The organism is Porticoccus litoralis (assembly GCF_030676955.1).
In the GTDB taxonomy this organism is placed as follows: Bacteria; Pseudomonadota; Gammaproteobacteria; order Pseudomonadales; family Porticoccaceae; genus Porticoccus; species Porticoccus litoralis.
In genome coordinates, this window is sequence record NZ_JAUUUU010000005.1 from 149,822 (window position 1) to 162,784 (window position 12,963).

A 12,963-nucleotide genomic window follows, 5' to 3' on the forward strand; every position below is an offset into this window, starting at 1 on the left:
GGTGGGAAGGTATCGTCCACCAGCCCCCAGAAGCGCTCCCTACATTACTCCGGAGGGTGCCAAATCCCTTCGAGAAGAGCTGCAGCAGCTGTGGAAAGTGGAGCGCCCTGCCGTGACAGCCGCCGTGCATGAGGCTGCAAAAAATGGCGACCGCTCGGAGAATGGCGATTACATCTACGGCAAGCGACGCTTGCGGGAAATTGACCGCAGAGTCCGCTATCTCAGCAAACGTCTGGATGAAGTTACCATTGTGGATAGATTGCCTGCGGATAAAGACAAGGTGTTTTTTGGTGCCTGGGTGACACTGGAAGACGACAATGGCGAGGAATTACGTTACCGCATTGTCGGCGCCGATGAAATTAATCCCGCAGAGAAGAAAATCAGCATCGATTCGCCCTTGGCGAAACAGCTGCTGGGCAAGCGTCTGGATGACCAGGTTCTACTGACCATCGAAGGTAAGCAGACGAGCTACATTATCGTGGAGGTGATCTACGAACTCCCTTAAGGATCGACGGTGTTCCCCTCACCTTCATCGGCTATCGGAGGTGTAACCAGAGAATCCAGCGGCAACTTCAAAATATCAATATCGAAATCCCCATGACGCAAGACCCGCTGAATCAGATAGTCACTGACCTCTCCAGCTTTATCCAAGGCAGACAAGTCGATCACTTGGCCCCTTGTAAGCGCCTGTTTGTCAGTGTCAAGGATCAGGCTTATAACCGGGAGCTGCCTCTGTTTCGGGGAGCTGGTCAGCACCACCGCGACACAACCATTTTTCAGTTCAACCAGCGTGCCCGGTGGATAGGGTCCGATGGCGTGGATAAATTCCAGGGCGAAATCTTCATCGAACTGTTTCCCCCGATTGCGATACACCTGTTGCAGCGCCTGCAGGGGTGTTTTTTCTTCCGCGTACACCCTAGGGCTAGTCATGGCATCGTAAGCATCAATGATGCTGATAATCCGTGAAAATTGCGGCAGGGTTTTGGCGTTAAGGCCCCGGGGATAACCCTTGCTATCAAGGCGCTCATGGTGGTTGATGACCGCATCGGAGGCAAAGCGGGAACCGTCTTCACTGTTCATCAGCAGTTTGCGCCCCAAGGAAGGATGGGTATTCATCAGTTCCTGCTCTTCCGGCGTCAGTGGCTCCACTTTCGACAACAGCTCAAGTGGCAGGCGCATCATGCCCATATCTGCAAATAGACCGTGCAAACCCAGCCTGAGGATATCCTTGGTGTTTAGGCGCAACAGGCGACCAAAGTTCACTGCCAGAATAGAGACGTGCAAACAATGATTGAGCAGGTACGCTTCCTTGTCCTTGGCATTGGTCAACCAGAGCATCGGATCGGGGTGACGCAACACACTGCGAATCATACTGCCCACCACCTTTTTGGCCAGCACCATGTCAACCTGGTTTTCACTACGTGCCTGGGCAAGCAATTGTGCAACGCTATTACGAGCTGCCAAGTAAACTCGGCGAGCCTGGGGCAACTCTTCGTAGAAGGTTGAAGTCAGGACATGTAGCGGTCGCTCGTTAATCGTTACGGCAAGAGAGGGCTTTTGATTCTGGGCCTGGCTAAAAATGCCGGTCTGGTTTTGTTTTGTCGTAAAGGCGTTGGCGTTAAGGTTTGTTTTGGCGAATGGATCTTTTTTCCCTGCCCATAAGCGCCCCTCTTTTTCCACGTACACATGGTTGCACAATTCACGGATTTTTTTGATTTCAGACAGGCTGCTGATGGTGAAACCCTGGGTCAGAAACGGCGTCCCCAACCAGGGACGATCCAGCTCCGCCACAAACATACCGAGCTTCACCTCGGAGGCGGGTATGCGAATATAGGCAGATTTGTCGAGAAATTTATTATCCATAACATTGCACTTCCAATCAGTGGCTTTCCTGGCAGATCGATCTGTGGCCTATTGGCTTTCCCCGGGCTGAGCTGTGCTATCAGAAACATTAAACGCCGACACGGCCATCCTCACCGGACAGTTTTCCAGCAATACACCATTTTCACCGTCCTTGAGGACTTTTCGTATCAGCCACTCTCTTGTGAGCGTACCCCGCTGAACATCCTGCAGGTCGATAAATTCCTCACCAATAGGCTGTTTATCCTGATCCAGCACCAGTTTAACCAATGGCAAGTGTCGCTTTTTCTCCATGGAAGACAGAACGATAGCCACATAACCATTGATCAATTCAACAATGGTACCCGGGGGGTATGGCCCCATCAGCTGGATAAACTCCAGTGAATAATCTTCGTCAAAGTGCGTACCACGGTGCCGATAAATTTCTTTCAAGGCATCCAGCGTAGAACTTGCCTGATCATAACAGCGGTCGCTGGTCATGGCGTCAAAGGCATCCACGATGGCAATAATTCGGGAATAACTGGACAGTTCATAGGCAAACAGTCCTCTGGGGTAACCCTTGCCATCAACACGCTCATGGTGGTTGATGGCCACGTCGATGGCACTGCTGAGAGAGCCTTAGGATTTCATCAGCAGTTTGCGCCCCTCTTCCGTGTGGGTTTTGATAATTTCAAACTCTTCGTCGGTCAGTTTGTCAGGCTTGTTGAGGATCTCAGGCGGCACTCGCATCTTGCCGATATCATGCAACATGCCACCAACACCCAGTTTCACCAGGTCTTCTTTGGGTAGCCGTAAGTGGCGACCAAAAGCTACCGCGAGAATGCAGACATTCAGGCAGTGCTCCATGGTGTAGTGATCCACGTGTTTGATTTTGGCCATCCACAACAGTGCATGGGGGTTTCGTAAGATACTGTCGACGCAGTCGGTGACCACCTCCTTGGCGGCTTCGGTATCTACGGCATTACCCATTCGGGCCTGCTCAAGCAACTGCCCCACCGTTTTATTTGCACTTTCATAGGCCTGTCGGGCTACCGGATGTTCCGCTTCAACGGACTCTGAAACAGGGTGCGGGGAAGAGGTCATCATCACTTCGAGCGGTGATTTTTTTGTGATGGAGCTTTTGGCCCGCTTTTGCATGCCACTTTCACCGGAACCATCGGCATGGCGTTTGGGCAAACCAAAGTTGGCTCTGAACGGATCTTTTTTGTCCCCCCAGGTGCGGCCCTGTTTTTCCACATAAACGTAGTCACAGTACTCCTGCAACTTGCGGATTTCAGACATATGTCTGACCACAAAGCCCTGCAACAGGAAGGGAGTTTCCAGCCAAGGGCGATCCAGCTCAGCGACAAACATGCCGAGCTTGATACCGGAAACAGGCACCCGTATCAGATTAGATCGGTCAATAAATGGATTGCTCATTCAGACTTCCTTGGCAACAGCGATGAAGTATAGCGCCTTCATAGGCCTATTTTTATTACTTTTTCCTCAAAATACTCAGCTGATGCGACGAGCAACTTCCATTCGGAGGAACGGTACCAGTTCTTTCTCAAACCAGGGATTCTGGGCCAGCCAGCGACGATTCCGCGGTGATGGATGAACCAGGGGCAAAAATCGGGGCAAGTAATCCCGCCAGCGCTTTACACGCTCAGTGAGGTTGCGGTGATGGTCGGCGAGGTAGTAGGACTGGGCATATTGACCGATCAAGAGCGTTAAACCGAGGTTGGGCAGGGACTCAAGAATGGCTTCGTGCCAGAGGGGTGCACACTCAGGTCTGGGCGGCAGATCACCGCTGCGCCCTTTCCCCGGGTAACAAAATCCCATCGGCATAATGGCGATACGTGAGGTGTCGTAGAATTGTTCGGAAGTTAAACCCATCCAGTTTCGCAGCCGTTCTCCACTGGGGTCGTCCCAGGGGATACCACTGGCATGCACCCTTGTGCCCGGCGCCTGTCCGATAATCAGCACAGAGGCTGTGGAGGCTGCCCTCACCACCGGCCTCGGTCCGAGAGGCAGATCCTCACAGCGCTCGCAGGAGCGCACCTCTTCAAGGAGATTTTGCAGAGGAATATCAGACGTTGCCATCGTCCTGGCTGGCCCAGTAGGTATCGAGAAGAAAGCTGCCCAGAGTGCCGAGCACTAACCACAGTGGCCAACTGCGCTCCGGAACTGTCAGCAATACCCAGGCAACACCCAGCATGACGAACAGCGACACCAGCGGCATTTTGACTTTCATGTTCATGGAAAAACCACGGTCGAATGGCAAGACTCGGTTCACCAGCGGAGCGGCTGCAGAAAGCAGAATTCCCAGCCACGGCAAAGCAAACTCACGCAACAGCGCCACTAATGCGATGGCAGTGGAAGCCAACATCCAGGCAAGAAACAAATACGAACAGACGCGCTTTAACACGGAGCTCATGCGCCGGGCTGACCAGGCGACAGGGCATCCAGCCCCTTACTGATACCTCGCCGCAGATACTCCGGCAACACCAGCATCGCCGGGGTTACCAGCAGGGTCAGGATGGTCGAAAACATCAGACCATTGACGATGGCCGCCGCCAGTTGTTGCCACCATGAGGCCAACTCGCCCCCAACTTCAATCTGGCGGTGAACAAAATCCAGGCTGACATTACACGCCAATGGCAATAATCCAACAGCGGTGGTCACAGTGGTCAACAGCACCGGGCGCAACCGGGTCATGGCCGCCATTCTCGCTGCATCCAACGCCGACATATGAATAGATTCACGGCGCAGGTGGTTATAGGTATCAATCAGGACAATATTGTTGTTCACCACAATTCCGGCCAGAGCGACAATGCCAATACCGGACATCAGGACACTCAGGGGCTGTTGCATCACCAGCAGACCCAGCATCACTCCCGCCGTAGACATCACCACGGATGACAGGATCAGGAACGCCTGATAGAAACTGTTAAATTGCATCACCATCAATATCAACATCAGGAACAGCGCCATCAGGAATGCGACGCCGAGAAACGCGATGGAATCCTCCTGCTCCTCGTTGGCACCACGAAAATCGATCTTTACTGATACTGGAATTTCTGCACTTTTCAACCACTCCCGTATTTCCCTGACTTTGTCGTCCGGCAATACGCCATCTTCGGTATTGGCACGCACCATCAGTACTTCCTCGCGATCAATGCGCTGAATACTGTCGACCCTCGGCCTGGCGATTCGGGTGACGAAAGGACTCACCGGTACGGCGCCGTTAGGAGTAGTTACACGCAGCTCATCCAGGGCAAACAACCCACGCTCCGACGCCGGGTAACGCACCCGAATCTCCACTTCGTCTTCCGCATCATCCGGACGAAATTCACCGATCTTGATGCCGTTGGTAACCAACTGCACCATATTGCCGACCTGCAGGGTATCAACACCGAGCATTGCCGCTTCGGCCCTGTCGACCACCAGTTCCCACTCGATACCTGGCAGCGGCAGGGTGTCATCCACATCCAGCAAGCCGCTGACCCCATGCTCCAGGTAATAGCGAATCCGTTGTGCGGTCTCGCGCATCGCCTGACGGTCATTGGAAGACAGCTGTAACTGGATATCCTTGCCCACCGGCGGTCCGCCCTGTACCGGCTCAGCCGACACGATGATGCCCGCCATGTCCGTGGTGGCTTTGCGTATTTCTGCAAACACCTGATGACTGCTTACATCCCGGTCACTGGCCCGATCCAGCTCCACCAGAATATTACTGATCTGATCCTTGGCCCGTTCCAGGTTAGAGCCGATACCATTGCCCTGGCTGGCGGCATAGACCGCTTTCACATGGGGGATAGCCATCACCCGCTGTTCTACTTCGGTGGACAGGCGGGACATTTCCGCCACCGGCAGGTTGCCCTGGGCCCGCACGGACACAATGCCGTAACGGTCTTCGGTATCCACAAAAAATGACACACCTCGACCAAAGGCACCGTAGAGCACAAAAATCAGCAACAGTAGCGAGAGTAAGGCACTCACCGTCAATACCGGGCTTGCAAGCGCCTTGCTGATAAAGCGGCCATAGGCCCGCCCCAGAATACCCAGGTTGGCATCTTTTTCCGGTTCACGGCTGCTGTCAGCCTTACCACTGGGCTTCAGTCCACGTGCAAATAACACCCCCAGCACAGGCACAAAAAACAGGGCATACAGGAGTGACCAGCTGAGAACAGCAAATACGGTGATGGGCAGGTAAGCCATGAACTCCCCGACTACTCCCGGCCACATCATCAGGGGTAAAAACACCGCCAGCGTGGTCGCGGTAGATGCCACCACGGGCAGAAACATGCGGCGCACTGCCGCCACATAGGCCTCCCTGGCGGTATATCCGGCCAGTGACTGCTGATCCGCATATTCCACCACCACGATGGCGCCATCGATCAACATCCCCAGTGCCAGCAGCAGCCCGAAAATCACCATAAAGTTAAAACTGTAGCCCAGCAGATAAACAATGATGGTGGCACCCAGCAGAGAGAACGGGATACCCATCCCCACCAACAGTGCCGAGCGCAGACCCAGTGCGGCCAGTACCACCACCATCACCAGCGCGATTGCCGTGAGAATATTACCCTGCAGCTCATTCACCATCTGCAAGGCAAAGTCCGAGGCATCAAAAATATAATCGATCTGCACACCCTGAGGCATCCGGGGAGAGGCGGCATCAACCACCTGCTTGACTGCATCCACGGCCAGAATGGCGTTGGCCTTATTGCGCTTGAAGACTTCAATCGCCATGGCCCTTCGGCCGTTGATATGGCTGAAACCGGAACGATCTTTAAAGGTACGGCGTATATCCGTCACATCGGACAGAGTCACCACACCATCCGCATTAAATTTCACCGGCAGGTTGATCACATCTTCCCGGTCTTCAATCAGGCCCGGCACCTTGACGCCAAAGCGCCCACGCGCGGTGTCGTACTCCCCGCTGGGAATCAGCAGATTATTGGCAGATACGCTCTTCAGGAGCTCCTCTGCGGTGAGGTTGTAGTGCTCCAGACGGGAGGAGTCGAGCAGCACTTCCACCACCTCTTCGCGATCACCGGAAAGATTGGCCTCGAGAATTTCCGGCAGCGCCTCAACATCCTGACGCAACTGCCTGACAATATGAAACAGCTCCCGCTCGGTGAGCTGATCGCCGGAAAACGTAATCACTACCGTAGGTTCAGGAGAGGCCGACATCTCCTTGACCAGGGGCTCATCGGTATCATCGGGGAATTCTGCCTTGGCACGGCTGACCGCCTCGCGGACATCGGCCAGAGCCGCATCCACGTCAATCTCCGGCTCAAATTCGACGATAGCAAAGGCCGATCCCTCCCTGGCCTGTGCAGTCAATTCTTCTACCCCATCAAGGGATTTCAACTCCGTTTCCAGAGGTTTCACCAGCAGGCGATTGGCATCTTCCGGGGAAATGCCCTGATGGGTCACCATCACCATCACATAAGGCACACTGACATTAGGGTTGAGATCAACACTAATCCAGGAGCGGGCAAACACGCCAGCAATCAGCACAAACAGAAGTAGCGAGACGGTCGCCCGGGAGTGACTGATAGCGCGTTCGAGAAAATTCATAGGGGGCGCTGGTCCGCTATGGTCCAGGTATCTTCCTCAGCCATCACCTGTTCACCACTGGAGACATATTCCTGGCCCACGGTAATTAGCCTCACTTTTTCCGGCAGGCCGGTAATCCAGACCCCTTCACCGTCATCGCCCACCAGATTCAGCTCGACAAACTGTACCCGATCCTGGTCATCGACAATCTTCACGCCGGCTTCACCGGCATCACCCAAAGCCAGCAACGCTGCGGGGATACGATGGGCCATCACCTGGTCTGCAGACACCTGGATATGGCTGGCCACACCCGCGCGCAGTCGAAAATCCGGGTTAGGCAACAAAATTTCCATTTCGTAGGTGCGGGTTTGAGGATCTGCGAGATGGCTAAGGTAGACCACCTCACCGGTCACTTGCTCGCCAGTAGCCAGTTTGACACTCGCCTCACTGCCGGCGGAGATCTGCACCACTTCACGCTCCGATAACCTGGCAACGACCTTTAACGGATTGATCTCCACCAGTTCCGCACAAATATTGGTGCGGTCCATGTAATCACCCACCTCAACCGGGCGGTCATCCACAAAACCGGAAAATGGCGCGACAATTCGGGTGTTGGCAAGATTAACCCGGGTTTGTGCCAGAGTGGCTTTGGCACTCTCCAGACGCGCCTTGGCCTGGGCAATAGCCGATTCAGACTGATACCCCTTCTGCTTGAGCTTTAAGGCCCCCTGGTAATCGATTTCCGCCTGAGCCACGGTTGCTTCCGCTTCGACCACCCGCTGTGGTCGGTCTTCCTCAGCGAGTTCGCAAACCACATCTCCCTCGGCAACTGCCTGGCCTTTGGCCACCGGCACCGCGACTACACGGCCACTGATTTCGGCTTTAAGGATGACTTCACGGTTGGGAGACGTTCTTCCCCGAGCCAGAACCTGTCGGGAGTATTCCTGAGCTTCGCTCCAAACCACCCTCACTTTAGCCAGGTCAGACGTTTCGGTTTGAGGTTGTTGGGAGGCTTCCTCCTCACCATTGGTGAGCGCACCACTGAGAAACCAGCTAATGACGAGCACCAGGGTCACCAGCGCGATTTTTACATTGGCATTCAAATCAGTTCTCCGCCAAACAGTGGCTGACAGTACGCGGGTTTCCCCACATCACTGCAGCTATGGTAATCAAGCTCTCACAGGATTGGAAAGAAAGTCATCTCACGCCTGCCCAATGTCTAACGAAATCACTCATAACGACCACAACAAACAGCCATCAACCCCATTAACCAGTTCATATGAAGAGCCCCAGCATAGGGTTTCCATGATATTTATCATGGCAGCGGCCATTGTCCGCAAGTGGGCATTATCGATCGCCTACTGGCAACAGACGGTGGAAGAAAAAAGTCTCTGCAACTCTTCAAGTGCTTCTCTCCGCCAAAGCATATTGACAACAATGTGTTGGACTCGAAAAAAACATCCCTCAGACATGCAGACTAGTTAGTCTAACTTTTAATGACAGGATACAAAGCATCTCTGTCACATTGTTATTTTTTAGAACTGGTATAGATGCAATGCCCCGATTTGATGGATTCCTAATTTTCAGCCACTCTCATCACTCCTCTCTCTGGCAAAAAGTTTATGGAGGTCGCGTTGATATTGACCGGATGTCTATAAAAAAATACGAGAAAGGGTTTTACGAAGATCATCAAGCCTAAATGGTTTGGTCAGATAAGCATCCATACCAGCTGCTATCCCTTTGCTGATATCTTCGTCCATTGCATAGGCTGATATGCCGACAATTTTGATATGACTATTGCTCTTTTCTAATTGATCTCGAATATAACGGGTTAACTCTATACCACTCATTCCCGGCATTCGAACATCAGTAAGAACCAGATCAATATTTGTTAACTGCTTAAGCCTTTCTATAGCATCCTTCGCACTGTCAGCCATGATGAACTTATAGCCAAGATGTTCCAGCTGAGCCGCCAGGACCATTTGATTTGTCTTGTCATCCTCTACAACCAACACAAATTTAGCGTCATCAGCCACATCAACACCCCCTACTTGAACCTCTGACTCGACATCATAATCGAGCTTATCTCTGTATTTTGGTTCCTGATCAGTGATAGGCAGCTCGACAGCAAATACTATTTCATGCTCTGAATCAGAGCGGACAGATAGTGCCCCCCCCATTAGCTCTACCAATCGTTTTGAGATAGCAAGGCCGATGCCTGCCCCGTCTACAAGGCTTTTATGAATATCAAGTCGCTCAAATGGGCTGAAAATACGGGCCTTCTCTTCTTCCGACAGTTCTCTGCCTGTATTACAAACCAGAATCGCCCCTCGATCACCAGACAATCCTTGGTAATAGACATTTATTTCAGAGCCTTCAGGGCTATATTTGCAGGCATTAGAAATCAGATTGAATAGCACCTGTGATAGACGTGTATTATCTGCAACAACGATTGCAGGGTTCTCTCTGACAGTGAATTTTATTTTCTTTCCTTTTTCTTCTGCTATTTTCTGGACAACACCTGAAACGTCCTTAAAGGTTTTGCTAATCGAGAGAGGCTCTAGAAACAAATCTATAGCCCCAGCCTCCAGCCTTGGCAAATCCAACATATCATTTACTAGCGATAACAGGTGCTGCCCTGAAGTGCTTATTGTTTTTACCTTTTTAATAAGCTCCTGGGGCGCTTTCTGTTCAGAAATAACAAAATCAGAAATACCTATGATGGCGTAAAGCGGGGTCCTCAGTTCATGACTCATATGCGATAGAAAATTCGACTTGGCCCTGTTTGCCTCGTTCGCTTCTTCCCGCAGGGCAACCAACTTCTCCTGATGCTGACGAATATTTTCTCGAGACCATTTAAAATCTGTAAGTAACCCGTCTAATTCAGCATGCTTTACCTTTGGCAGGGGGTATTCAAAGTCCCCTCTTGTAAGCGCTGTCATCGCATCTGATAGCCTTTCCAGAGGAACACCGATATTCAGCCTGAAATATAGGAACATAAAGAACAAGCCTGCAGAAAAAAGCCCTAAATTCAAAGCCTCTATCTGGTAGCCAAATTCTGAAATTGATAACAGGTCATGATCTAGATCTAAAACAAGTTGAAGTTCCCCAACGCTCTTGTCCAGGAATAATAACCGTTGTGTTAGAAGTATTTCATTTTTCTGAATCATGGGTTCCCATGGATCCAGCGGGTACAATTGCTTTCCATTGTCCCTTATGACGCGAATACGTTTCCAACCGTCCCTGGCCTCTTGAGACTCGAGCAATTCGAACATAGTCGAGTAGTCACGCTGTAGCATTGGCGTGATCACTACTGACCCCAGTTGATTAAGTGTACCTTTGTGGGCATCAACGAGGGATTGGCGAATGGTCGACTCTTCCAGCGGCATGAAAACAAATATTCTCAGGGATAGAATAAACAAGGCCAGCCCCATCAATCCAAGGGCTACGGTGGAACTAACCGACCTTAACTTACTCCTATTCCGAGACATAAAAATCTCTTAACCCCCAACTCTTCAGTATTAAATAATCGTCAATACTAGCCCGCTCCGGAAGATCTATTGGGACTTCTGAAAATAGGCTATTTGTCGCCAGATCTTCACCAAGGTCCAAGAACGCTCTTTGTATCGTCACTCGGTCCTCATCTGATAATCGAGGATGAACGCATATTGGATGGGGATTCATTGGCCTTGTTTCATAAAGAACACGCAAGACATCAGACATCTTATTGGGTAGTTCCATGAATGTCCCCCTCACGCCGCCACCTGCTGAAGCATCACCAAGAACTACATTTAGGTACACCGAAGTGTGCGTCTTCACGTAGATGGGCACTACCTGAACACCGAAAAGGTTTTGCAGATCCGCCCTCATTAGCAAAGATGCCCCAAGAGCGTTTGGGGCAGGAAAAGCGACTTCTTGTCCATCAAGCTGGCTTACTTCGTTGATACCACTATCTTTTCTTACAACAAGAATACCTTTAAGTTTCTTCTTGCCATCTTTGATTATGGGCACATACCCTTGCGTTTCATTTGCAATTACGGCGTGCCATGGGTTGGCATAAATAATATCGAACTCACCTTTTTGGAGCGACGACTCAAATTCTGGGATAGTTTTACTTCCCATCAATTTGAATGTATGACCCGTTTTCAAAGACAGCGCATCGAGTATAGGCTGCCATGTTGAGTGCAGCTTTTTTGCTTCAAACTGAGGAACAACACCTACAGTAAATTCTGCGGCTATAGCTGAGCCAACGATAGAAGGCGCGAGTAGAACTACGGCAACCAACAATACTGCGAGGCGATAAAAAGCACGCTCAATTTTGAGCAAAGAAGGGTTCTACCCCGTTTTTACGGACGGTTTAATAAAGATTGAATCCTTAAATCTTGCTTAGCCACTCGGCGTCGCATCCTCGGATTATGAAACAATTCTATGTAATTAAAAACATCTGCCTTAGCAGCATCTCGAGTTGGATAACGTGTATGATTTAATCGTTCACGTTTGATCATTCCAAAAAAGCCCTCACAAGCCGCATTATCACCACAATGTCCAACTGCGCTCATTGAACTGACTATATTCTTCTCCTTCAAGAATCGTTGATAGACGTAGCTTCTAAACTGACTTCCACGATCTGAATGCAATATGACTTTATCGCTGGACTGTCTCTGCCAATGCGCCATCTCAACAGCCTTGAGTACCATGTGACGGTCCTGCCTATGGTGCATAGACCAACCAACAATTATCTTGTGATATAAATCCATGACGACACATAAGTACAATTTGCCCTCATCCGTTTTCATCTCAGTAATGTCAGTGACCCATTTGGTCTCTGGTTCTAGTGCTGAAAAATCACGGTTAAGATGATTTGCAACTGCAGGGGAGTACATCTGCACCTTGCCACGCATGCTGCGCTTCTTTCTTCTAGGCCAGCCTTGCAGTCCATTTGTGGCCATGATTCTAGCCACTCGATTTAAGCTAACAGACTCTCCATCATCCAATAAATCTTCATGCATTCTAGGCGCACCAATAATGCCTCGACTATCTTCATGAATATCTTCGATCTTGCTTAGTAGGCGCTTATTTTCAAGCTTAGTCTTACACAAGGGTCTTTTAGACCAGTCGTAATATCCACTAGGTGAAACACCTAAACAGCGGCACATAAGCCTGACAGGATATTGTCCGCAGCAACGTCGAATCGCCTGATACTTCAGCTCGATTCCCTGGCAAAGTACGTCGCCGCTTCGCGTAAAAAATCCCGCTCCTTTTTAACGCGAGATAGCTCTCTCTTGAGAGCTGCCATTTCTTGATCTCGAGGACTACCAGTTCCACTGAAAGCTTCTGAACCAGCTTCTTCTATCTGACTACGCCATCTAGAAAGCATGTTTTGGGCTATACCCAGTTCTCTAGCCACCTGAGCGCAAGTGACACCAGGTTGATTTAGCTGCTCGACTGCGCCCCGCTTAAACTCAGGGCTATATTTTCTACGTTTAGACATAACAAACACTCCTTAGCCATGATTATGGCCTTCTTTAAAGTGTCCGTAAATTCGGGGTAGAACCC

General features: G+C 50.8%; 8 protein-coding genes and 2 pseudogenes. 1 reads left to right on the forward strand and 9 read right to left on the reverse strand.

Annotation, left to right across the window (positions count from 1 at the left end):
• Nucleotide 1 precedes the first annotated feature (1 nt).
• Nucleotides 2-505, forward strand: a complete 504-nt coding sequence (gene greB / locus Q8A57_RS09720) for a transcription elongation factor GreB (RefSeq protein ID WP_305170908.1) — start codon at nucleotides 2-4, stop codon at nucleotides 503-505.
• Here the strand turns inward: greB and Q8A57_RS09725 are convergent.
• From Q8A57_RS09725 to Q8A57_RS09770, 9 genes and pseudogenes are all read right to left on the reverse strand, one after another.
• Nucleotides 502-1,863, reverse strand: coding sequence for an HD-GYP domain-containing protein (locus tag Q8A57_RS09725; RefSeq protein WP_305170909.1), 1,362 nt, complete (start codon nucleotides 1,861-1,863; stop codon nucleotides 502-504). The two genes, greB and Q8A57_RS09725, sit on opposite strands and share 4 nt — an antisense overlap.
• Before the next feature lie 48 nt (nucleotides 1,864-1,911).
• Nucleotides 1,912-3,279: pseudogene (locus Q8A57_RS11130) on the reverse strand (HD-GYP domain-containing protein).
• A gap of 75 nt (nucleotides 3,280-3,354) precedes the next feature.
• Nucleotides 3,355-3,942 (reverse strand): uracil-DNA glycosylase family protein, encoded by a 588-nt coding sequence (locus Q8A57_RS09740; protein ID WP_305170912.1) that lies wholly within the window; start codon nucleotides 3,940-3,942, stop codon nucleotides 3,355-3,357.
• Complete coding sequence (locus Q8A57_RS09745) at nucleotides 3,929-4,276, reverse strand: hypothetical protein (protein ID WP_305170913.1); 348 nt, start codon at nucleotides 4,274-4,276, stop codon at nucleotides 3,929-3,931. The genes Q8A57_RS09740 and Q8A57_RS09745 overlap by 14 nt, the downstream gene beginning before the upstream one ends.
• Nucleotides 4,273-7,428, reverse strand: coding sequence for an efflux RND transporter permease subunit (locus Q8A57_RS09750; protein ID WP_305170914.1), 3,156 nt, complete (start codon nucleotides 7,426-7,428; stop codon nucleotides 4,273-4,275). The genes Q8A57_RS09745 and Q8A57_RS09750 overlap by 4 nt, the downstream gene beginning before the upstream one ends.
• Entirely contained in the window at nucleotides 7,425-8,510 is a 1,086-nt protein-coding gene (locus Q8A57_RS09755; protein WP_305170915.1) for an efflux RND transporter periplasmic adaptor subunit, read from the reverse strand. The genes Q8A57_RS09750 and Q8A57_RS09755 overlap by 4 nt, the downstream gene beginning before the upstream one ends.
• A 549-nt stretch (nucleotides 8,511-9,059) precedes the next feature.
• Nucleotides 9,060-10,796: a response regulator gene (locus tag Q8A57_RS09760; RefSeq protein WP_305170916.1), complete on the reverse strand. Its 1,737-nt coding sequence runs from the start codon at nucleotides 10,794-10,796 to the stop codon at nucleotides 9,060-9,062.
• 88 nt (nucleotides 10,797-10,884) lie between these two features.
• Nucleotides 10,885-11,733, reverse strand: a complete 849-nt coding sequence (locus Q8A57_RS09765; RefSeq protein ID WP_305170917.1) for a phosphate/phosphite/phosphonate ABC transporter substrate-binding protein — start codon at nucleotides 11,731-11,733, stop codon at nucleotides 10,885-10,887.
• A gap of 9 nt (nucleotides 11,734-11,742) precedes the next feature.
• Nucleotides 11,743-12,898: pseudogene (locus Q8A57_RS09770) on the reverse strand (IS3 family transposase).
• Nucleotides 12,899-12,963 lie beyond the last annotated feature (65 nt).